This is a genomic window from Thermoanaerobacter sp. RKWS2 (genome assembly GCF_026240795.1).
GTDB classification, from domain to species: Bacteria; Bacillota; Thermoanaerobacteria; order Thermoanaerobacterales; family Thermoanaerobacteraceae; genus Thermoanaerobacter; species Thermoanaerobacter ethanolicus.
In genome coordinates this window covers 508686-532477 of record NZ_CP110888.1, presented here as the reverse complement: position 1 = coordinate 532477, position 23792 = coordinate 508686, and the positions used below count along the sequence as shown (strand labels likewise).

Annotated in this window: 19 protein-coding genes and 4 pseudogenes; 8 read left to right on the top strand and 15 right to left on the bottom strand. The window is 34.9% G+C overall.

Annotated elements, in window-relative coordinates:
* The 5 genes and pseudogenes from OEI98_RS02640 to OEI98_RS02620 form a co-directional block, all read right to left on the bottom strand.
* A complete protein-coding gene (locus tag OEI98_RS02640; RefSeq protein WP_003869268.1) occupies positions 1-1440 on the bottom strand; it encodes a Gmad2 immunoglobulin-like domain-containing protein in 1440 nt (479 codons plus the stop codon).
* Between the two features lie 83 nt (positions 1441-1523).
* Positions 1524-2924, bottom strand: a complete 1401-nt coding sequence (locus tag OEI98_RS02635; RefSeq protein ID WP_003869267.1) for a sensor histidine kinase — start codon at positions 2922-2924, stop codon at positions 1524-1526.
* 10 nt (positions 2925-2934) lie between these two features.
* Positions 2935-3612, bottom strand: coding sequence for a response regulator transcription factor (locus OEI98_RS02630; RefSeq protein WP_006569135.1), 678 nt, complete (start codon positions 3610-3612; stop codon positions 2935-2937).
* Between the two features lie 64 nt (positions 3613-3676).
* A pseudogene (locus OEI98_RS02625) lies at positions 3677-4681 on the bottom strand (LacI family DNA-binding transcriptional regulator); the annotation flags it as partial.
* 317 nt (positions 4682-4998) lie between these two features.
* Positions 4999-5820 (bottom strand): Cof-type HAD-IIB family hydrolase, encoded by an 822-nt coding sequence (locus tag OEI98_RS02620; RefSeq protein ID WP_004402492.1) that lies wholly within the window; start codon positions 5818-5820, stop codon positions 4999-5001.
* A gap of 222 nt (positions 5821-6042) precedes the next feature.
* Between OEI98_RS02620 and OEI98_RS02615 the strand changes: the two genes are divergently transcribed.
* The 7 genes and pseudogenes from OEI98_RS02615 to panD all read left to right on the top strand — a co-directional run bounded on the left by OEI98_RS02615 (position 6043) and on the right by panD (position 11010).
* Positions 6043-6717, top strand: coding sequence for a YetF domain-containing protein (locus OEI98_RS02615; protein WP_003869262.1), 675 nt, complete (start codon positions 6043-6045; stop codon positions 6715-6717).
* 2 nt (positions 6718-6719) lie between these two features.
* Positions 6720-7103 (top strand): DUF4363 family protein, encoded by a 384-nt coding sequence (locus OEI98_RS02610; protein WP_003869261.1) that lies wholly within the window; start codon positions 6720-6722, stop codon positions 7101-7103.
* Between the two features lie 73 nt (positions 7104-7176).
* Positions 7177-7941 carry a tRNA (adenine-N1)-methyltransferase gene (locus tag OEI98_RS02605; protein WP_004402502.1) on the top strand — a complete coding sequence of 255 codons (765 nt, stop codon included), beginning with the start codon at positions 7177-7179 and terminating at the stop codon, positions 7939-7941.
* Between the two features lie 197 nt (positions 7942-8138).
* The gene (locus tag OEI98_RS02600) at positions 8139-9029 is read left to right on the top strand and encodes a Rossmann-like and DUF2520 domain-containing protein (RefSeq protein ID WP_266039429.1); all 891 of its coding nucleotides are present in this window, start codon (positions 8139-8141) and stop codon (positions 9027-9029) included.
* Positions 8989-9807: a 3-methyl-2-oxobutanoate hydroxymethyltransferase gene (panB, locus tag OEI98_RS02595; RefSeq protein ID WP_266039428.1), complete on the top strand. Its 819-nt coding sequence runs from the start codon at positions 8989-8991 to the stop codon at positions 9805-9807. Before OEI98_RS02600 ends, panB begins: the two co-directional genes overlap by 41 nt.
* A pseudogene (gene panC / locus OEI98_RS02590) lies at positions 9808-10682 on the top strand (pantoate--beta-alanine ligase). It abuts the gene before it with no gap.
* Entirely contained in the window at positions 10657-11010 is a 354-nt protein-coding gene (gene panD, locus OEI98_RS02585) for an aspartate 1-decarboxylase (RefSeq protein ID WP_266039427.1), read from the top strand. Before panC ends, panD begins: the two are co-directional and overlap by 26 nt.
* A gap of 32 nt (positions 11011-11042) precedes the next feature.
* Here panD and OEI98_RS02580 read toward each other — a convergent pair whose 3' ends face one another.
* The 5 genes and pseudogenes from OEI98_RS02580 to nagE form a co-directional block, all read right to left on the bottom strand.
* Positions 11043-12968, bottom strand: coding sequence for an aconitate hydratase (locus OEI98_RS02580; protein WP_266039426.1), 1926 nt, complete (start codon positions 12966-12968; stop codon positions 11043-11045).
* A 24-nt stretch (positions 12969-12992) separates the two neighbouring features.
* Positions 12993-14142 (bottom strand): annotated as a pseudogene (nifV, locus tag OEI98_RS02575) (homocitrate synthase).
* Positions 14143-14273: 131 nt separating this feature from the next.
* Positions 14274-15101 carry a glucose PTS transporter transcription antiterminator GlcT gene (glcT, locus tag OEI98_RS02570; protein WP_004402524.1) on the bottom strand — a complete coding sequence of 276 codons (828 nt, stop codon included), beginning with the start codon at positions 15099-15101 and terminating at the stop codon, positions 14274-14276.
* Positions 15102-15118: 17 nt separating this feature from the next.
* Positions 15119-15604 (bottom strand): PTS sugar transporter subunit IIA, encoded by a 486-nt coding sequence (locus tag OEI98_RS02565; RefSeq protein WP_003869252.1) that lies wholly within the window; start codon positions 15602-15604, stop codon positions 15119-15121.
* A gap of 113 nt (positions 15605-15717) precedes the next feature.
* Complete coding sequence (gene nagE, locus OEI98_RS02560; protein ID WP_004402526.1) at positions 15718-17118, bottom strand: N-acetylglucosamine-specific PTS transporter subunit IIBC; 1401 nt, start codon at positions 17116-17118, stop codon at positions 15718-15720.
* Between the two features lie 285 nt (positions 17119-17403).
* On the opposite strand from nagE, the gene OEI98_RS02555 reads away from it, so the two are divergent.
* Positions 17404-17991, top strand: a complete 588-nt coding sequence (locus OEI98_RS02555) for a Uma2 family endonuclease (RefSeq protein WP_004402528.1) — start codon at positions 17404-17406, stop codon at positions 17989-17991.
* Between the two features lie 33 nt (positions 17992-18024).
* On the opposite strand, the gene OEI98_RS02550 is transcribed toward OEI98_RS02555, so the two are convergent.
* From OEI98_RS02550 to OEI98_RS02525, 5 genes and pseudogenes are all read right to left on the bottom strand, one after another.
* Positions 18025-18972 carry a hypothetical protein gene (locus tag OEI98_RS02550; RefSeq protein WP_003869249.1) on the bottom strand — a complete coding sequence of 316 codons (948 nt, stop codon included), beginning with the start codon at positions 18970-18972 and terminating at the stop codon, positions 18025-18027.
* A 122-nt stretch (positions 18973-19094) separates the two neighbouring features.
* Positions 19095-20741 carry a methyl-accepting chemotaxis protein gene (locus OEI98_RS02545; RefSeq protein ID WP_019907375.1) on the bottom strand — a complete coding sequence of 549 codons (1647 nt, stop codon included), beginning with the start codon at positions 20739-20741 and terminating at the stop codon, positions 19095-19097.
* A 121-nt stretch (positions 20742-20862) separates the two neighbouring features.
* Positions 20863-22157 (bottom strand): annotated as a pseudogene (locus tag OEI98_RS02535) (pyrimidine-nucleoside phosphorylase).
* Between the two features lie 15 nt (positions 22158-22172).
* A complete protein-coding gene (locus tag OEI98_RS02530; protein ID WP_004402531.1) occupies positions 22173-23342 on the bottom strand; it encodes a phosphopentomutase in 1170 nt (389 codons plus the stop codon).
* Between the two features lie 42 nt (positions 23343-23384).
* A complete protein-coding gene (locus OEI98_RS02525; protein WP_003869245.1) occupies positions 23385-23792 on the bottom strand; it encodes a cytidine deaminase in 408 nt (135 codons plus the stop codon).

The following is a 23792-nucleotide window of genomic DNA, read 5'->3' as shown; positions in this document are numbered from 1 at the left end:
TCACTTAAGTTTTAATGGGATAGAAACGAGGTTTTGCACAGAACCATCTTTAGGACTTAAAGAGAAGACCTGAAGAATACCGTTTTGAGGCTCTTTCAATGGTTTATAAGAAATTATAGCTTCAAAATCTCCCCAAGAAGGAGCAGCATTACTTGCTTGTACAAAAGTCTCATTTAAAACATTTCCATTGCTGTCAACAAGCCTTATATTTACATTCCCTTCAAATATTCTCGCTTTGCCTATTACTTTAAATGGGCTTGTCACAACATTGTTTCTTACAGGAGATATTACTTTTATGTTAGGCTCATAAGATATGTTACTTCTATCCGAAACTATTATAGCCCTCGCTTCTTTATCTTTATTTAGTATTATACCCAGTTCATCACCTATTTTTATTTCTGCAAAGTTTATGTCTTTTTCCGCATACTTAAATCCTCCTTGGCTGTCATAACCTACTTTCGCCTGAAAATGTATAATAGCATCAGGCAATACCTTTATATCCGGCCCTACTTGATTTCTTACGTCCTGAGAGTCCTGGTATTCTCTTTCAATTGTTATAATTCTGTTTTGATAGTCAATAGCCTTCACTATACCGTATATGAAAGATTCTCCTTTAAGAGGATTTGCTTCAGGTATTTGAGTAAACTTGGCTTTGACATTGTCTATAACCCAAATATAGTTACTCCCTTTACCAAGAGGCTGAACCAATGTTATGCTGTACATTTTGTTATCGTGTATCGCCTCTACATAAGCTACACCATTATCTTCGCTTTTTAAAGTCAAATCATCTTCACTTCCAATCCCTATTATCCCGCCTTCTTTTCTAAGGAGTTGGATAGGGTCAAAACGCCATGTTTCTTTTCCTAAATCTGCTCTCTCTTGTAATTTCTTTATCCTATCTGGGTTATTGTATACATCTCCTATTAATATCATTCTTTTTAAAGGATCTAAACCTATTTTATATTTCCCTACCGCATCAATTTTATTTCCTTCTACCAGTATTTGAACACTGTCAACTCCAGGTATATCGGTCAAAGCATTTATGAGTGCCGCAACTCTTAATTTGTCTATTTCTTCATCTTCACTGTCTTGTAAAAATTCTTTGGATAAATTTACAAAAGCAGTTCCCTCTTGTAATTCTATAGAGATTAGCTTTGTGCCACTAGGGAATACCGGTTTTGCGTATTCATCTGTCGGCCCTTTAATCATTTCAATTACAACTTGTTTTAAAACATCAGCATCCTTAGAAATAAGCCTTTTTTCTAAAATAAGTCCATTCATTTTATCATTTAAAAAATAAAGAGAAATCTCTTTTGACACGTCTTGTACCATAGGCTTTGGATTTATAGGGGCATTTTCATCATTGCTATTAACTTTCGCAAAGCACCCCGACAGTGTCAAAATAAATAAACCTATCAATACTAAGGCAATTCTTTTCACTTTTATTCCCTCCCTCTAGTTTAATCTTACTATACTTTTGTTACATAAACATTAAATAAACATAAAAAAATCATTAAAAAAGCTTAATCCTTTTTCTTTTTGGGCAGGGAAATTTTAAATACAGTTCCTTCTCCCACTTTACTTTCCACTGTGACTTTGCCTTCATGAATGTCTATTATCTCTTTAGCAATAGCGAGTCCTAAGCCAAAACCACCGCTCTTTTTAGACCTTGCGGTATCTCCTCTTGTAAACCTGTCAAATATTTTGGGAAGAGTTTCTTCACTTATACCTATTCCGTTGTCAGCAATTGTTAAATAAATATTATTTTCATCTTCCTCCAAACCCACTATGACATTGCCACCATTATAGGTGTATTTTATTCCATTTTCTACTATATTATACACCATTCTGTAAAATCTATCCGCATCCACTTCTGCGAAGACATTACTTTTGCCTTGAAAAGCAAGGTTTATTTCTTTTGCCTTTGCAAGCGGAGCGAGACTTTCTATGACGTCCAATATGATTTCACTAATTTCGCATTTCTTCACTCTCACTGATTTAATTTTGTCCATTCTTGCCAACTCTAATAGGTCGTTAACTAGTCTTGTCATCCTATCAATTTCACTGTCCACATCCCTCAATATTTCTTTATAAAAATGTACATCCTCATTTCTGCTATCTATTAATGATTCAACCAAAGCCTTTACTGACGCAAGAGGAGTTTTAAGTTCATGAGATGCATCTGAAACAAATCTTTTGCGCTCTTCATCAATCTGCATAAGGCTTAAACTCATTTTATTAAAAGCTCTCGCCAATTTTCCTATTTCATCATTACTTTTTACGTCCACCTTATAATCCAATTTCCCTTGAGATAAAATATTTGCTGCTTCTGTTAATCGTTTTAAAGGATTAGTAATGTAAGAAGCCACTAAAAGGCTTAAAAGGCTTACCAAAAATCCAATACCTGTAAAAGTATATATCATGCGATACTTTATAGAGTTTAAAAGGTCTATTATGTTATCTATAGAAGAAGATATAAGTATTGCCCCTACTACATTGTTTTTTGCTATAACGGGGACTGCAGTATACATCGCCCAACCTACACCATTTATATCATGAATACTTGTAGAACCCTTGCCATTTAAAGCCTCGTTTATATCGCTGTAATCCTTTATTACTTTTCCTTCAAATTCCTTTGAGGAAGCAGAATCTACCAATACTTTTCCATTTATATTAGTAAAAAGTATCCTTGAATTTATTTGTTTTGCATACTCCATTATAGTGGGCTCAATCAGATAAGAAGAAGAGGTTCCTACAAATCTTGATACAAAATTAGATACCATATTGGCTTGCATTAAATTATTGACTCTGACATTGTCTAAATAGCTTTTTTCAATATAACGGTAAAGATAAAACCCAGTTAATGCCAATGAAATTATTAAAATTATCAAATATAAAGAAAAGATTTTCCACCTTAAACTCATCTTATCACCTTTACTTCATATAGTATCCTGCACCCCATTTGGTGAAAATATATTGAGGATTTGCAGGGTCATCTTCAATTTTCTCTCTAAGTTTTCTCACATGCACTGTAACAGTATTAGTATCACCGTAAAAATCAAATCCCCATATCAAGTCTAACAATTTATCTTTCGTATAGACTTTTCCTGGATTAGAAGCTAACAACACTAAAATTTCAAATTCTTTATTTGTAAGCTCAATTCTCTTGCCTCTCTTGTAAACTGCTCTTTCTGGAATATTTATATAAAGTTCTCCCCTTCTTATTTCGTCTTTCCTCTTAGTATAAGGATTTGTAGCTCTTCTTAAAAGTGCTCTTATTCGTGCAATAAGCTCTCTAGTATTAAAGGGCTTCGCTAAATAATCATCAGCTCCTATTTCTATCCCTACAATCTTGTCAATATCATCTCCTCTTGCAGTAAGCATAATTATGGGAATATTTGAAAAAGTCCTTATCTCTCTACACACTGAAAAACCGTCTAACTTAGGAAGCATAATATCTAAAATTACAAGGTCATAATTCCCTAAACGAACCTTATCAAGCCCTTCTTCTCCATCGTAGGCAGTATCAACTTCAAACCCTTCTTCTTCTAAAGAAAGTTTTAAACCTTTTACAAACATCTCTTCATCGTCTATAATCAACAATTTTTCCATCTAAACCTCCCCCTGACACCAGTATATCATAATAATTTACAAAAAAAATAGCCTTAACGGCTATTTTTTCTTCTCCAAAGCCAGTAGATTCTCTTACAATCAACTGATGAGGCAAAATAACATGCATTTCTTCAATAGGTTCTTTTGCTAAAAGCTTAGTTAAAAGCCTCATGCTCACAGCCCCTATATCATAAGCAGGCTGTTGTATTGTAGTAATTGTCGGTCTAAAAATAGTAGAAATGTAAGTATTATCAAACCCCACTACATGGATATCCTCGGGCACTTTAAGGTTTGAGTCAAATATGGCGTTTATGGCAGCAGCAGCCATATCATCTGATGCTGCAAACACTGCATCTACCTTGTATTCCAAAAGCTTTAGCATAGCTAAATACGCTTTGCGAGTTTTAAACTCTCCTTCTACTACTAATTCAGGGTCATATTTTATGCCGTGTTCTTCGAGAGCTTTTTTGTAACCTTCAATTCTTTGAAGCCCTCCTATAGGGTCATGCATAGGCCCTGAAATCATACCTATTCTCTTATGCCCTAAAGAAATCAAATATTTTACTGCGTCGTATGCGGCTTTTTCATTGTCAATCATAACACTAGGAAATCTCTTATCTTTGTCCTGAGTACCTGCCAGCACCACTGGTACACCAAATTCGTTAAACGTTTGTATAACACTATCCCTTACAATATCCCCCATAAAGATAATCCCGTCTACTTGCTTTTCTCCTAATATTTCTATATATTTGACTTCCTTTTCCTCTTTTTGGTCAGTATTACACAAAAATATGTTATAATTATACATCGCCGCAATATCCTCTATCCCTCTAACTACCTCAGGATAGAAAGTACTAGAAATATCAGGAACTATAAGCCCTATAGTATGAGTCTTTTGGATCTTTAAACTACGAGCTAACGCATTAGGCTTATATCCCGTCTTTTTTATAGCCTCTAATACTCTCTGTCTCGTCTCGTCTGTAACAACAGCACTGTTATTTAACACTCTAGAAACCGTAGCAATTGAAACCTTTGCTTCTCTCGCCACATCTTTTATCGTTGCACTCATTGCACATCACTCCCAGGATTAATCGTTTTCGCTTTATGTTATTTTACTTTTTAAAAAGAATTTTGTCAATAGATTTTTTCAATTTTTTTCATTCATTTTCATGAATTTTTTTGACTGACTCATCTTTTAACTCTCTTTTTTGTTCTTTTTCGCAAAATAGAGGCAAAAAAGAGAATAACATATATAAAATCCCAACAAATATAATAACCAAACTGATAAATTTTATAACCATACCTTCCATGGTCATCACCTAAAATAAAAAAATATATTACCGCCTCGCGGTAATATATTTTATTCCCTTTTGTTTAAACTTGTTACTATACAGCTACTGTCTTTTTATTTAAGAAAAATTTATCTATTACATGAGCAACTCCATCTTCATCATTTGATAAAGTTGTATAATCCGCTTTTATTTTTACAATGTCAGGAGCGTTCCCCATAGCTACTCCCAATCCTGCATATTCTATCATTGACAGGTCATTTAGATTGTCTCCAATCGCCACTACCTGCTCTCTTTTTATACTGTACATATTGGCAAGAGTTTTTAAAGCATTTCCCTTGCTTACTCCTTTTGCATTAATCTCTAAATGTCCTCCTCCAGAAGTAGAAATGGTCAATCTTTTTGAAATTTCGTCGTAAATTTCTGCATCAATAGAAATAGGATTTTTCATATCATTTATCGCATAGATTTTAGCCGTCACGCCTCCCGTCCTTTTAAGAAATTCCTCTAAATTCCCCACCGCATTTACAGTAACATTGTTAAAAGAAAGGTACCACTCTACTCTATCAGTTATTTCTTCCACGTATAGCTCATCATCGATATAGAGGTTTATATGGTATCCAATTTCTTTTAACAATCTTATCGCAAATATCGCATCTTCTGTCTGTATAGGATTGTAATAGTACACCTTTTTAGTATAAATATCTTTTATTAAAGCACCATTATAAGAAATCACTGGAGCATTAATATTAAGCTCAAGAGCATAAGGTAGTATAGAAGAAAACATACGTCCAGTAGCAATAGTAAAAATGACTCCCCTTGAAATCACCTCTTTTATTGCTTCTTTATTTTTATCAGAGATTTCAGAATTACTATTTAATAAGCTCCCATCAGCATCTGTGACAAAAAGTTTATACATATTCTTCAACCCCTATTTTTTATTTATCCCTCATCTATATTATAACAGTTTGTAAATTTACATACTATATCATAAATTGTTATAAAACGTTACCACTGAAAATTTTACATTACAAAAAGTTTTTTAACAAACTTTATTGCTAAAGATTAGAATAAATGTAAATGAATATTTTCAAAACCCTTCAACAATACTATATATGGAAAACTTAGAAAGGGTGAAAATATGCTGATACTGTTTTTTCGCACAATAATTTTATATGTTCTCGTCGTAATATTCATGCGAATCTCAGGAAAGCAGCAAATAGGTCAGCTTCAACCCTACGAGTTAGTTGTAGCAATCATGATAGCAGATTTAGTGGCAATTCCTATGCAAAACAAAGGGATACCTCTTGTATCAGGTATTATACCTATTTTAACCTTATTAGTCTCTCAGCTTTTTTTATCTTATTTGTCAATAAAAAGTTTGCGAGCCAGGGCTATAATCTGTGGTACTCCTACAATTTTAGTTGAAAACGGAAAAATCCTTACATCTCAGCTCCAAAAAGAAAGGTACAACATAAATGACCTTTTGGAAGAGTTAAGAGTCAAGGGATATCCTAACATAGCTGATGTAGAATACGCAATACTCGAAACAAATGGCAGTTTAAGCGTAATACCAAAATCCAATAAAAGACCAGTTACACCACAAGATTTAAATTTGACACCTCAATACGAAGGCTTGCCTCTTCCAATAATAATTGATGGAAGAATTATGCACCAAAATATGCAAAAAGCGGGTATTGACATGGAATGGCTAAACGCACAACTTAAAATGTGGAAAATACAAAATGTCAAAGAAGTGCTTTTTGCCTCTTTAGATACCAATAAAGTTTTGACTGTTTACAGAAAGGAAGGTTAAATGTGCGATATGTAGTTCCTTTGATGATATCCATTGTCGCTTTCGTCCTGCTTTTAGATATTGTATCTTTTAACTACCTTGATAAAACCTCTGAAAATTTAGATAAAATGCTGACAATAGTTCAACAAAATATAGAAAAGGAAAACTGGACTGAAGCAAAGAAAAACATAGATAAAGCAGAAAAAGAATGGAAAAATATAGACAAGAAATGGGCAATACTGATAGAACATAGAGAAATTGACGAAATAGAAATAAACATGGAAAAATTAAAAAGCTATGTAGAAACAAAAAACAAAGATTTAAGCATGGCACAGCTTAAAGCTATTAAAATGTTAATAAGACATATACCCCAAAATGAAAAACCAACTCTTGAAAATATCCTTTAATCTGTAACTTTATAATATAATGTGTTATAATATAGGCATAAAAAACCCTTTTAAAAGAAAGGGGGAATAAAATGTGGATTCAAAAATCACTACAAAACGAGTAATAATAGGGCCAGATAATTTTAAAAAAGTAGTTGATCTATCCTCTACCTCTAAAATAGGACTGCCAAAAGGTCAAATTGATACAGATTTTTTGTCCCAAATAAAACCCGGCAATAGTTTTGAAGTACACGGAGTAAAATATTACGTACTTAATTGTGATACTTTTGACTACATAATGCACTCCTTAAAGCGCCAAACACAAATTGTCTATCCAAAAGAGGGAGCTTACATAGCAATGCGCCTTGACATTTTTCCAGGCAAAAGAGTAGGTGAAGCAGGAACAGGTTCTGGAGCTTTCACTGTATACCTCTCTCGCGCTGTGGGACCTTATGGAAGAGTATATACATATGAACAAAGAGAGGAATTTTATAAGCTTGCACAAAAAAATCTCAGCGAATTTTTGGAATTTGACAATGTCATAATGTACAATAAATCTATAAATGATGGAATCAAAGAAAGAGATTTGGACGCATTTTTCTTAGATGTTAGAAAACCATGGGAAGTTTTAGAAGAAGTAAGAAAAGCACTAAAACCTGCAGGACACTTAGGAATATTAGTTCCCACTACAAATCAAGTATCTGAAAGTTTAGCTGCACTTGAAAAAAATGGGTTTTATATTTCAGAAGTCAGTGAAATTATGCTTAGAAAATATAAATTAATCCCTCAAAGGTTAAGGCCAGAAGACCTGATGGTAGGTCACACAGGTTATCTCATTTTTGCAAGGAAGCTAGAATAGTAATTGTCTTTATTGACTACAAAACCCCATTGTGCTATTTTAAAAGTGGTGGTATCTTCATAGAACCACACACTTCATAAAAACTTAATAGGGCTTATATGCCCCGCCAGGATCACAAGACCGGGACGGGAAATAAAGAAGATTTACCTTCCCATCCGTGGAAGGTTTTTTGTCTTAATTAAAAGGAGGGAAAACTATTGAAAATTGGATTTGTCGGGGCTGGCGTTGTAGGAACAAGCCTCGCTTTTTTGTTATCCCAAAATGGTATTAATATTTCAGGTTTTTTAAGCAGGAATTTAGAATCAGCCAAAAAATCGGCTGAATTTACACAATCCAGTGTCTTTTCTTCTTATGAAGAGGTCATTACAAATTCTGATGTAATTATAATAAGCACAAATGACAACAGCATACCAGAAGTAGTAAATAATTTAAGTCAGTACAAGGAAATACTTAAAGAAAAAACTTTTGCTCATTTAAGTGGAGCTTTAAATTTAGAAGTTTTAAACCCTCTTAAAGATGAAAATAATTTTATCATGGTATTGCATCCTATACAAACGTGTCCCTCTGTATCATCAGCTTTAGAACTTCTCCCAAAATCCTATTTCACTTTAGAAGGGGATGAAAAAGCAGTTGAAATTGGAAAAGAAATTGTAAATAAAATATCAGGTAAATACATAGTTTTAAACAATATAGTAAGACCCCTTTATCATGCTGCTTGTGTTGTAGCCTCAAATTACCTTGTAGCTCTTTCAAAATTTAGTTTGCTTCTTCTAAAAGAATCAGGTTTTCCTTTTGAAAATTATCCTGATGCCTTAATCCCTTTAATGGAGGGAACTTTAAAAAATATAAAAGAAAAAGGCACAACTGATGCTTTGACAGGTCCTATAGCAAGAGGGGATGTAAACACTGTAAATCTTCATCTTGAAAATATAAAAGATCCAAGTCTTGAAGAGCTTTATAAAAGTTTGGGTAAATTAACTCTTGAGATTGCTTATGAAAAAGGAAGTTTTAACAATGAAAAATATTTTGAATTGGAGGGTATATTAAATGGAGGAAAAAGTAACAACTCTCACACTAAGGAAATTTAAGAAAGAAGGAAGAAAGATTGTAGCTTTAACTGCTTATGACTTCCCCACAGCTAAAATCCTCGATAATTGCGGAATTGACATGATTTTAGTAGGAGATTCCCTTGGAATGGTGGTTTTAGGATACCAAAGCACAATACCTGTCACAATGGAGGACATGATACATCACACAAAAGCCGTTTCAAGGGCAGTAAATCGTGCCTTTGTAGTTGCCGACATGCCTTTTATGTCATATCACATATCAAAAGAACAGACTATGGCAAATGCTGCAAGGCTTATTGCAGAAGGCGGAGCTCACGCCGTAAAGTTGGAGGGCGGAGAAGAAATAGCTTCCATAGTCAAAACTATAGTAGATGCAGGAATACCGGTGGTAGGCCATCTCGGACTTACTCCTCAATCAGTACATCAATTGGGAGGATATAAAGTCCAAGGCAAAGAAAAAGAAAAAGCCAAAAAAATTTTTAACGATGCAAAAGTATTAGAACAAGCCGGCATATGTGCCCTAGTGCTTGAGAGTATCCCAATGGAGCTTGCAAAAGACATTGCAGAAAATATTTCAGTTCCAACTATTGGAATAGGAGCAGGTCCTTACTGCGATGGCCAAATCCTCGTCACCCATGACATGTTAGGTATAACACAAGGTCATAGGCCTAAATTTGTAAAACAATACGCAGATATTGAAAAAATAATGATAGAGGGCATAAATGCCTACATTAAAGAAGTACAACAAGGTTTATTTCCAGATGAAGAACATTCTTACTTTAGAAAAGAGGGAGAATAAATGATAGTAACAGATAAAATTAGTGATGTAAGAAATATAATTAAAGAACAAAAATTGTCAGGTAAAAAAATTGGACTTGTACCTACAATGGGATATTTGCACGAAGGCCATTTGTCCCTCGTAAGAATTGCAAAAAAGCATTCAAATTTTGTATCTGTAAGCATATTTGTAAATCCAATTCAATTCGGACCTAATGAAGACTTTGATAGATATCCTCGAGACCTGGAAAGGGATTTAAAACTTCTTGAAAAAGAAGGCTGTGACCTTGTTTTTGCTCCTTCTGTAGAGGAAATGTATCCTTCTGAACTTCTCACAACAGTAAATGTAGATAAAATTACTGATAAACTTTGTGGAGCTTTCAGGCCCGGTCATTTTAAAGGCGTCACAACAGTTGTAGCAAAATTATTCAACATTTTCACCCCAGACATAGCAGTTTTCGGACAAAAAGACGCCCAACAAGTTGCAGTAATAAAGAAAATGGTGGAAGACTTAAATTTCCCTGTAGAAATAATCAAAGCGCCTATTGTAAGAGAAGTTGATGGTTTAGCAATGAGTTCAAGAAATGTCTATCTAAATCCTGAAGAAAGAAAAGCAGCTTTAATACTTTCGAAATCTTTAAAAGAAGCTGAAAAATTACTTCTAAATGGCGAAAGAAATGCTAATACTATAATAAAAAAGTAAATGAAGTCTTAAACTCAGAGCCTTTATGCAAAGTGCAATATGTCTCCTGCGTTCATCCTGATACATTAGAAGACTTAACTTATATAAAAGATAAAGCACTTATTGCAATAGCTTGCTTTATTGGGACAACAAGGCTTATAGATAATCTATTGTGGGGGAAAATATATAATGCAAAGGTTTATGATGAAATCTAAAATACACAGAGCAATTGTAACAGAGTCCAACTTAAATTACCAGGGTTCCATAACAATTGATAAAAATTTAATGGAACTTGCTGATATACTGCCAAATGAAAAAGTACAAGTTTTAAACATCAACAACGGTGCACGATTTGACACTTACGCAATAGAAGGCGAAAGAGGCTCAGGTACAATATGTATAAACGGCGCAGCAGCAAGACTATGTCAGGTAGGCGATATAATCATCATAATATCTTATGCAATAATGGAGGATGAGGAAGCCAAAAATTATAAGCCTAAAGTAATATTTGTAGATGAAAACAATAAATCAGTAAATATGTAAAAAACCAAGGCACCTACTTTATAGTAAGTGCCTTAATTTGTTTTCTTTTTACTTTTTACATAATTTATCATGCCACCTGCTATGAGTACTTCTCTGTTTCTATCTGAAACCTCAAGATCTACTTCAAAGGTTGTACCTTTTGTTTGGTTTTTCACTGTTATCCTGCCGCCTCTTTTTACTTGTTCTACCGCATTTTCTATCTTTAAAACATCCCCAACCTCAATGTCTTCATAATCTTTTTCATCTACAAAAGTAAGAGGAAGAATTCCACTATTTATAAGGTTTGCTTTGTGTATTCTCGCAAATGACTTTGCTATCACAGCCTTTACTCCCAGTTGAAGTGGAGCCAATGCCGCATGTTCTCGGCTAGAGCCTTGTCCATAGTTGCTTCCACCGACAATTATGCCACCGCCCCATTCCATTGCCCTTTTAGAAAAGTTTTCATCTATTATTTCGAAACAGTGTTTAGCAAGCTCAGGGATATTAGACCTTAAGGGTAACAATTTAGCATTTGAAGGCATTATATGGTCTGTAGTTATGTCATCTCCTACTTTAATTAGCACCCTCTTTTCTATATCAGAAAGAGGTGTATTGAGAGGAAATGGCTTTATATTAGGTCCTTTTATTATCTCCACCTTTTCCCTATCCTCTGGCGGTTTTATAATCATATTATCATTAATTTCAAATTTCTCCACATAAGGTACTTCAGGTGCTTCCCCTAACTCTCTCGGATCTATTAAATACCCTGTCAAAGCTGCAGCAGCAGCAACTTCAGGGCTTACGAGATAAACTGACGCTGACTTGGTACCACTTCTGCCGTAAAAGTTTCTATTAAAGGTTCTAATCGAAATTGCATCTGTTGCGGGAGCTTGACCCATGCCAATACAAGGTCCACAAGCACTTTCGAGTATTCTTGCACCTGCCGATATCAGGTCTGAAAGTGCACCATTTTTTGCAAGCATGTTAAGAACTTGTCTTGAACCAGGAGCAATTACAAGGCTTACATGTTCTGGAATAACCTTGCCTCTCAATATGGAAGCAACTTTCATTAAATCAGCATAAGAGGAATTTGTGCATGACCCTATAGCAACTTGGTCAACTTTTGGCCTTCCTGCGTTTTTAACTTTTACAACATTATCAGGGCTGTGAGGGAGTGCTACTAAAGGTTCTAGTTCATCAAGATTTATTTCAATGACCTCATCGTATTCTGCATCTTCATCGGCAGCCAAAGGCACAAATGCATCTTCTCTTCCTTGGGCTTTTAAAAATTCATAAGTCCTTTCATCTGAGGGAAAAATTGAAGTAGTAGCTCCTAATTCCGCCCCCATGCTGGCAATTGTAGCTCTTTCGGGTACTGATAGAGTTTTTACCCCATCCCCTGAATATTCAAAAATCTTTCCAACTCCACCTTTTACAGTAAGTCTTCTTAAAAGCTCCAATATCACATCCTTTGCCGATACCCAAGGTCTAAGTTTCCCAGTAAGCCTTACATTGACAATGGAAGGCATAATAATCCTGTAAGGCTCTCCCGCCATAGCCAAAGCAACATCTAAGCCTCCTGCACCTATAGCTAACATTCCTAACCCACCTGCTGTTGGCGTATGGCTATCAGAACCTAAAAGAGTTTTCCCTGGCCTTCCGAATCTTTCAAGATGCACTTGATGGCAAATGCCATTTCCCGGCCTTGAAAAATATATGCCGTATTTTGCTGCAACAGTCTGGATGTATCTGTGGTCATCTGCGTTTTCAGGACCTTGCTGCAATGTATTGTGGTCAATGTAAGCAACTGAAAGCTCAGTTTTTACTCTGTCTATCCCAAGAGCTTCTAATTGTAGGTACGCCATGGTACCAGTGGAGTCTTGAGTCAAAGTTTGGTCAATTTTAATGGCTATTTCTTGACCTTTTCTCATTTCTCCTTCGACAAGGTGAGAAGATAGTATTTTCTGTGTAAGATTCATTGCCTTCACTCCTGTAACATAATTTTATATAGCCTTTTCTCTGTTTTTGATAACATCCTCATAAAGGTACATGAGCTCTTTATCAAAAAGCGGCCTCTTAAGCTGTATAGCTAATTTTCTGACATGAGGCAAAAGTTGATTTGCTTCTTCTTCTGTTAAAACTCTGCCGTATTCTTTAAATTTATTTATAAGAGCCGCAGTGCCAGAATGCTTGCCTATCACAATCTGTCTTTCAAGGCCTACTTCATCAGGATTAAATATTTCATATGTGTGAGGATTTTTAAGGGCACCATCTACATGAATACCTGACTCATGGGCAAAGACATTTGTTCCAACTATAGCTTTCCATGCTGGTAACTGTCTTCCTGAGGCCAAAGCAACGTATTCAGAAATTTCCCTAAATCTAGTTGTATCTATTCCTAAATCTATTTTGTAGACGTGCTTTAATGCCATTACAACCTCTTCTAAAGCAGCATTTCCGGCTCTTTCGCCAAGGCCGTTTACTGTAACTCCTATAAACTTTGCCCCTGCTTTCATACCTGCAAGAGCATTGGCAGTAGCCATCCCAAAGTCGTTATGAGTATGCATTTCAATATCAATGTCAACAGCTTCTTTTATTGCCTTGACCATATCATATGTTTTAAAAGGATCTAAAAATCCTACAGTGTCGCAAAATCTCAAACGATCAGCTCCTGCTTGTTTTGCGCATTTTGCAAATTCAATAAGAAAATCCATATCCGTACGAGAAGCATCTTCTGCGTTGACAGAAACATATACACCTTCTTTTTTGGCAAACCTAACTGCTTCTGTCATATTGTCCAAAACCCATTGCCTTGACTTCTTAAGTTTGTGCTCAATGTGAATATCAGAAGTAGACACAGAAATTGCAACAGCATCAACGCCGCATTCCAAAGATTCCTGAACGTCTTTTACAACTGCTCTATTCCATGCCATTATACTGGCTTTTAACCCAAGCTTTGCAATTTTTGCAACTGTTTCCTTTTCATCCCCCCATTGTGGGAATGCCTACTTCTAATTGATCTATTCCAATTTCATCTAACATTTGCGCAATTCTGACTTTTTCGTTATTTGCAAATACAACACCAGCAGTTTGCTCTCCGTCCCTCAAAGTAGTGTCTACAATATAGACCGGTTTGCCTTTTTTAAAAGTCATTTCACTTCCCCCTTCAAAAACTCTTTATAACATATTTTATATGTAACCCCTTATAAAGTCAATAGTATTTTGCAATTTTGTATTATAAAAATTGCAAAACCCGAACTAAAATTACTTTTAGTTCGGGTTTGTTAAATAGTATTGATTAATCGCTGAATGTGTATTGCAATATATCCTATTTCTTCCTCAGGCACTTTCTTTCCTAACGTATCTTCTATTACTTTTGCTACTTGTGTTGCTATATTATAAGCTTTTTTGAATTTTTTCTTTATAGAGGCTAAAAGTTCATTTACCACAGGTGAATTTTTTTCTAATCTATCAATAGCAAAACGCAAGTGAGTTACAAGCCTTAGATAATCAATCGAATCCCTGTCAATATGTTTCCCTAGGTGGTTTTCAATTGTTGACACTAATTGAGATACCAATCTAGTATTTTTTAAAGTGTTTGATAAACCAGCATTTTCTAAAGCAGCATGCAAGTGAAGAGCTATAAAGCCTGCTTCATCCTCAGGAAGTGAAATGTTAAGTCTTTGATTTATCAATTCCAGCGCTTTTAATGCAATATTATAATCATCTTTATACAAAGCTTTTATTTCTATATTAAAAGGGTTTTTTATTTCTATTCCCATATTTATTCTTTCAATCGCAAAGGCAATGTGATCAGCAAGTGCAATGTGTATATGCTCATTAAGTTTTTTGCTTTTTATTCTTTCTGCCATCGCTATTATTTCTTCTGCAATCCCTATTACATCTCCTCTTATCTTTTCCATTAACTCAGAAAATTTAATCTTATTAACATCCTCTTGTACATAAAATATTTTCTCTAATTTATCTTCTTCAATAATATCACCCGGTCTTTTGCCAAATCCTATACCTTTTCCCACAACTATGCATTCCACATTTTTATCATCCTTTGCCATACACACGTTATTGTTAAGAACTTTTATTACTCGATACATAATCAATACCTCACTTTTTACTTGAGGTATACTCTCATAACCTTTGTGTTTCCAGCTTTTACTTCCTCACCATCAGGTTCTTTTACAATTTTATCCACTATATCCATATTAGTAATAATAATTGGAGATGTCAATGGGTGTTCTTTTTTAACCAATTCCATATCAAATTTTATCAACTTATCTCCTACTTTGACTTTTTCACCTTCGGAAACAAAACTTTCAAATCCATTTCCTTTCATTTCTACTGTATCCATCCCAATATGAATTAGTACCTCCAAACCTTCTTCTGTTTTTATTCCCAAAGCATGTTTTGTAGGGAATAATTGTATAATAGTGCCATTAACCGGTGAATATACTATACCTTCTTTAGGTTCTAATGCCACTCCATCTCCTACCATTTTTTGAGAAAACACAGGGTCTGGGACATCTTCAATTTTTAATAATCTGCCATTAATAGGAGAATATATATCTACGTATTTTTTCTTTTTAAATATGTTAAACATGTATACCATCCCTTTCTGTATTTTTTATAATATCTTATTATACCCATATATTTCAAACTTCTTAAAATAATTTTGATGGCGGCCAGTTTACGGCCGCCTAAAACATTTTCACCTTAAATTTTACCTCCTGCTTTTTTCATGTGTTTTTTCATTTCTTGTGCAATCAAATCAGCTTTTGTACCAACAATTACTTGCAATGCATTTTTGCCCATTCTCATAACACCTGTTGCTCCTAATTTTTTAAGTTTATCATCGTCTATTATTGTATCGTCTTTCACAGTCAAGCGCAACCTTGTTATGCAAGCCTCCAAAGACTGGATGTTTTCTGCTCCACCCAATACTTCTACGTATTGTGCAGCAATATCACCAAGTTCTGATTTTGACATGTCTGCATATTGGTCAACAGCTTCTTCTTCTAATCTGCCAGGAGTTGGCAGGTTGAATTTCACTATTATATAGTAGAAAATTACATAGTATATTGCACCATAAATTATACCTATTAGAAGGAGCAAAAGAGGTTTTGTAGCTATACCATAGCTTAAGATATAGTCAATGAGACCAGCTGAAAAGCCAAAGCCATCCTTTATACCAAGAACATAAGTTATAGCAAGAGATAAACCTGTCAAAAGAGCGTGTATTACATAAAGTACTGGCGCCAAGAACATAAATGAAAATTCAATAGGCTCTGTAATACCTGTTAGAAATGCTGTAAGAGCTGCACTTATTAACACACCAGACACAGCTTTTCTTTGGTTTGGCTTTGCTGCCGCCAACATAGCCAGTGCTGCTGCTGGAAGCCCAAACATCATAATAGGATAAAACCCTGCCATAAATGTTCCTGCTGTTGGGTCACCTGCAAAGAATCTGTTTAAATCCCCAGTTACAACTTTGCCAGCTGCTGTTTTAAAAGTACCAAATACAAACCAGACAAGACTGTTTATAACGTGATGAAGTCCAAAAGGAATCAAAAGCCTATTGAGTACACCATATACAAATACTCCAAGTGCTCCCGCTCCAATTATCCATTCACCTACAGCATATATGCCATTCTGTATTGGAGGCCATACATATCCCATTGCAAAAGCTAACACAATTGCCGCGAAAGCTGTTACAATAGGCACAAATCTTTTTCCACCAAAGAAGCCTAAGAAATCAGGAAGTTTAATATCATGATACTTGTTATACAGATAACCGGCTATGATACCCATTAAAATACCGCCTAAAACTCCCATGTTGATATCTTTGTTTATAGTTGTCGCACCTTTTGTCAGTACAAAATAGCCAACTGCTGCGGCAAGAGCTGCTACACCATCTCCATCAGCAAAACCTATTGCAATACCTATAGCAAAGATGAGAGGTAAATTGTCAAATACCGCTGCACCTGCTTGCATAATAAAAGGAATGTTGAAAACATCAGGTGCGCCAAGCCTCAAAAGCAACGCAGCTGCAGGTAACACAGCAACTGGAAGCATTAAGGCTTTACCAAGTTTTTGAACACTTGCTAACCACTTCATATAAAAACCTCCTTATTTTTATTTTTCAGGCATTTAAACAAAAAGAGCCGGCAAGGTAATAACACCTTCACCGGCTCATGCCTGCTTTTGCAGTAACACGCCGTAATTTAGTATTCGTTTACGAATATTATATAATCTATTTTGCAGTTTGTCAATAACTAATTATTGATAATTTCACATATATCTTTAAATCGCACCCTCGTTTTTCATTGAATTATTTGAAAAATAATTTATAATTAAAGTTAAGGAATAATAAAAATATATTTAAATTGGAGGTTTCTGATAATGCCATTGCCAAAAGAAGATAAGGTATATACTTATGGTGACCTTTTGATGTGGCCAGAGGAAGAAAGAATTGAATTAATTAATGGACAGCCTTTTATGATGACACCTCCATCGAGAATTCACCAAGAAATTTCAAGAGAACTATTAACTGCTTTTTCTGTATATCTGAAAGATAAAAGTTGTAGAGTATACAGTGCACCTTTTGGTGTAAGGTTTCCTTCTGGCAATGAAAAAAGTGATAAAGAAATAAAGACTATCGTTGAACCGGATATAGTGGTCGTATGTGACGAATCAAAGTTAGATGATGAAGGATGTAAAGGAGCTCCTGACTTAATTGTAGAAATTGTATCACCATCTACTGCAAGAAAAGATAAGGTAGAAAAATTTAATCTATACGAAAAAGCGGGAGTAAAGGAATATTGGATAGTCGAACCTGAGCAAAAAGTCGTTATGGTGTTTATCCTTGAAGATGGACGTTACAGAATAGTTAAAACCTACTCAGAAGATGATAGCATAAAAGTGAGTATCTTCGATGACCTCACTATAAATTTAAAAGACATATTCAAAAGAGTGCAAAAAGGCCTATGATGATTTCATCATAGGCCTTTTTTATAACCATAATTACTTATTCAAAGAATATGCCATTCTCCTATAAGTATGCCTTACTCCTCTTATAGCAATAGAAAGTGCCATTATGTTTTCAGGAAGTGCCACTCCTGCATATCCTGCATCTCCTATATGCTGTATGTCTGCTCCCGCCATTTTTGATTGAACCCCGATAAATTCTATTGTGCTTTTTTGTGAGCCTTCTTGTGAGGTGCCAATTGTAGTCATTGCTAATGCCCCTTCTTCATGTATTGAATCTATCTGTCTTTTTGCAAGATTTAAATCAATTCCTGGAACAGTACCAGGCGCTGGTATCAAAATACAGTCGGCACCTGCTTTTACAAAATCTTTCAAAATTTTGTCTTCATATATGTTTCCTGAACCAGCACCGTGCATTTTTCCGGCAATGATCATCATATTTTCGCCCAAAATCTCTTTTGCTAATTCTATTCCTTTTATTATCGTGCCTACACTTACCCCTGTATTGGGATTCCCAGTTATAACGATATAATCAAATCCGTATTCTTTAGCTTTTAAAAGATTTTCTTTATTTAATTTTCGTCCCTCTACATATTCTACTCCTTCAGGAACAGGCTCTATATTTACACCTATAAACCTTCCAACAATTTTTTTAACTCTCTTGATGTAGTCAAAATCTTCTGCGTTTTTGGAGGCTATTTCGACTATTTTTTGTAATTCAGAAGGCCCAGCTGAAAAGTTTATTCCTGCATCATCTATACCAAAAATAAATGGTTTTTGAAAATCAAAAAAATTCAACGTAATCATATCACTGCCAAAAGCCGCTGCAAGCTCCATGTTTGATACTCCATAAACCAGCGGTGGAACTGTTACAATAGTCTCTGCCATTACCGTCCTTCCTTCGGAAGTTTTGATTGTTTCAATGAGTGTATTTTTGTCCATTCTCTCAATGTCTTTCATTGTAAGCTCAAAAATCCTTTTCATAAAAATCCTCCTCTCTCAAAATTAAAAGCTGGCAAGGTAATAGCTACCTTACCAGCTCATGCCGTAACCCGTCGCACGCTGTTTAACTAAATTATATACCATGAAGTAGTGTATGTCAATTATTACAACTGCATCACTATACTTGTAATTTTCTGCATATTAGCTTTTTGATTTTCTGCATATTCAACTTGTTCTTTTATGTGTTCAAGATTTTTTAAATTATTTTCATCTACTACATTTATCTCTGCAAGAAGCTGCTCAGATGAGGCAAGTAATTCTTCTACCTGTGCTGATATATTTTGTGATGCTGACATTACGTTTTTCATGGCTTGTAGCGTTTGACTAGAACTTACGGCTGTTTCTTCTGCTGCAACAGAAATTTCACTAATAATATCAGCGACTTTGTCAAACCCTTCTTTTGTCTGATCAAATATATCTAATACTTTATTTACCTCCTGAGATGCTTTTGTAGAATTATCAATGTTTTTGATGACATTATCCACAGTATTTCTTGTAAATTGGGTAAGAGATTCTATTATTTCTCCTATTCTTTCTACACTTTCTGTCGATTGCGCTGCAAGTTTTCTTATTTCCTCTGCTACAACCGCAAATCCTCTTCCATTTTCTCCAGCCCTTGCTGCTTCAATTGCCGCATTAAGTGCCAAAAGATTCGTCTGTTCAGCTATATCTGATATTGAATAAAGAATATCTTTTATACCACCCATTCTTTTATCTAGCTCATTTAGTTGTTTTGAAGTATTTTTGGAGTTTTCCAAGCTCTCTTGTAAAGACTCAATTAATGATTTAACTTCTTCTCCTTGCCTGTTTGCATTTTCTTCTATTTCTTTGATTTTCATCATTGCTTCATTCATATCTCTCATAAGTTTATCGGAGACTTGTGACAAATTTTCATTAGTCTCTGAAACTTTAGTAATAGACTCAGCAACTTCATTTATATTTTCCGAAATTATGTTAATTCCATTTACTAAATCCTCTAAACCTTGTTTTGAAGAAGTTATGTTCATAGTATTTTCTTCTGATTTGTTTCTTATGTTTACCGCATAATTCATGACTTCTTCTGATTGCTTTTCTGCATTTATAATTTCAGAATTAATAAGTTTCGCATATTTCCTTAATTTTCTTATTATTATCGCTGCATAAATTAAAATTATCAATAGTATTACAATACTCATTCCTAGTGATATGTAAAAATTTCTTTTATTATTTTCTATCATTTGATTAAAATAGGGTAAAAAGCCCTGGGAATATGTAGAACTAAAATCATTCAAAGCACTTTGTATATGATTCAAATAATAAGTAATAGTTACTACTTTGTCGCTATCATTAACAGAGTCATACTTTTCGGGTAATTCATTTACTGCTTTCTTTAGGTTCTGAATACCTTCTTTAATTAGCAATAAATTTTTATTAAGTGAGTCGTAATTCTTGGTATTTTTATAGTCATCTAAGCTATTTTGGATATTAGCAATGTAGGTCTCCATCGAACTAATTGGAACTCCAACGGAAAAATTTGTCGCATTGCCATTCATATAGTCATTTAAAGTTTGTTGAATATTGCCACTTAATACCGCAATTTGAACTTGGGCATTTGACACGTTAATGACTTGATTTACCACATATTTTCTTAATTTTTCAATGTTGTTAATAGTATTTATAAGTCCTAAATTCACAATCACCGAAAGTATAACTGTTAAAATACCTATAATTACAAAAGATCGCACAACCTGAGCTCGAATAGTTTTTCCCATTTGCACTTCTCCCCTCTAGATAAAATAAAAAATTCCATATTTATTTATCGGTTTAAATCAGCAAAACTTAATAGAAATAAGCGGTTCTTCTTACAAAACACTAAAAAGAACCGCTTTTTTGTTACTCAAATATTAATGTTGGCCTTTCCACAGGCTCATCAGAGAGAAGAATATACTTTTTAATTTCATTTAAAGCCCATTCAGCTTTACCCTCATCATTAGCATATATTGTAGCAATAGGCTCACCTTTTCTAACTATATCTCCAACTTTTCCACCTAACATTATACCAACTGCTAAATCTATTTTATCTTCTTTTTCTCTCTTCCCGCTCCTAACTTCATCGCTACAAGGCCTAAATCTAAAGCCATCAGGTCTTTTATATATACATCCCTGTCGGCAATCCAAGGTCTTATATACTTAGCCTGTGGTAAAAGTGATAAATCGTCAACTACTCTTTCATCTCCACCTTGAGCCTTTATAAATTCTTTAAATTTTTGTAGGGCTTTTCCGCTATCAAGTGCTTCTTTTAGTTTTGCCCTCGCCTCTTTGTCGTCTTTTGCAACACCTGCAATTTGAAGCATATCAGAACCAAGTAGCATACATACTTCCAATAAATCTTTAGAACCATGACCTTTCAATACTTGAACAGCTTCTACTATCTCAAGTGCATTTCCTATCGCAAGCCCTAACGGATAATCCATATTTGTAACGTGGGCTACAGTCTTTCTCCCTACAGAATTTCCTATATCCACCATCAACTTAGCAAGGGCTTTGGCACTTTCTAAGTCTTTCATGAAAGCTCCTCTTCCAACTTTTACATCTAATACTATTCCATCCGCTCCTGCAGCAATCTTTTTACTCATTATAGAGCTCGCTATAAGCGGAATAGAATCTACTGTCGCAGTAACATCCCTTAATGCATATAACTTTTTATCTGCAGGAGTGAGATTTTTAGTCTGCCCAATCACAGCAATACCGTATTTATTTACGTTGTCAATAAACTCTTCTTCGCTGAGTTCTACTCTCATTCCTGGTATTGACTCCAGTTTGTCTATCGTTCCACCAGTATGCCCTAAACCTCTTCCTGACATTTTGGCAACAGGAGCTCCACAGGCTGCTACCATAGGAGCAAGTACTAATGTGGTAGTATCAGCTACACCACCGGTTGAGTGTTTATCCACTTTGATTCCTTTAATCGCTGATAAATCCATCACATCGCCAGAATAAGCCATAGCCATAGTAAGATTGGCAGTCTCTTCTGGTGTCATTCCCCTAAAATATATGGCCATTGCTAAAGCGCTCATCTGATAATCAGGAATATAATCTTTTGTGTAAGAAGAGATTATAAAATCAATCTCTTCTTTTGTAAGAACTCCACCATCTCTCTTTTTCATTATAAGGTCATACATTCGCATAAATTATACCCCCACTCATAAAGGTAATTCCTTCAAGAAAGATGTGCCATGTTTTGTAGGTCCAACTTTAAATATCTCGGCTATTGTAGCTGCAACGTCTGAATAAGTACTTCTCACTCCAAGATTTACTCCATGTTTCATTGAAGGACTATAAACTAATAGTGGTACATACTCCCTTGAATGATCAGTACTTGGTGTAGTAGGGTCACACCCATGGTCAGCAGTTATAATTAGTAAATCTTCCTTTGTAAGTTTTCCCATTATCTCAGGAAGTCTGTTATCAAAATGTGTTAGAGCTTTTGCATATCCTTCAACATCATTTCTATGGCCATACAACATATCAAAATCAACTAAATTTGTAAAAATCAAGCCATTTTTAATTTCATCCATCGCTTTTATAGTAGCTGTAATGCCCTCGTCATTGTTTGTCGTATGGTTTTTTTCAGTAATTCCCTGTCCAGCGAAAATATCCTCAATCTTTCCTATAGCAAAAACCTCATATCCAGCTTCTTTTAACATATCTAATATAGTAGGCTCAAAAGGCTTTAACGAAAAATCTCTCCTATTTCCTGTTCTCACAAAATTTCCAGGAGTACCGGTAAAAGGCCTTGCAATGACTCTTCCCACCGCATGGTCTCCTTTTAGTATTTCCCTGGCAATTTCACAAATTCTATAAAGCTCTTCAAGAGGTATGACATCCTCATGGGCTGCTACTTGAAATACGCTATCAGCAGAAGTATAAACTATAGGATATCCTGTTTTTACATGTTCTTCTCCCAATTCTTTTATTATTTCAGTTCCTGAAGCAGGCTTATTTCCCAAAACTTTTCTCCCAATCCTCTTCTCAAACTCTTTGATAATTTCCTCAGGAAAACCATGGGGATAAGTAGGGAAAGGCTTTTCAGTAATAAGTCCTGCTATCTCCCAATGGCCTGTTGTAGTATCTTTGCCTGCTGATTTTTCAGCCATTTTGCCATATCCGCCAACAGCATTCGGGTTTTCAGGAACGCTTTTTAAAGGTATAATATTTCCCAAACCTAATTTCCCCATATTAGGAAGTCCAATACCTGTTTTTTCTGTGACGTGACCTAAAGTATTAGAACCCTCATCTCCAAATTTATATGCGTCTGGCAATTCTCCTACTCCGACGCTATCTAAAACTATTAGTATGACTCTTTTGAACATTTTACCACCTCTTCTATGAACTTGTGTACGTATTATTCCCCATTATTCCCTTAAATCTTTTGAGGTAAAAGCACCTGGCAATAAGTCTTTAACAGTAACAACAGCGTAATCGCCTTTCATATTGCTGAGTATCACGACCATGTCTTCTCCACCAAGTTCCATCATTACCTGCCTACAAGCACCACAAGGAGAGACAGGACCTTCAGTGTCAGCAACAACAGCAATTGCCTTTAATTTCCTTTCTCCATTTGCATAAGCATTAAAGAGAGCTGTTCTTTCTGCACAATTTGTAAGACCATAAGAAGCATTTTCAATATTGCAGCCTTGATAAGTTTTGCCATTTTCAGTAAGAACACAAGCACCTACTTTAAAATGGGAATAAGGCACATAAGCCCTTTCCCTCGCCTCTTTTGCTAAATCTATAAGCTTCTCATAATCTTTATATTCCAT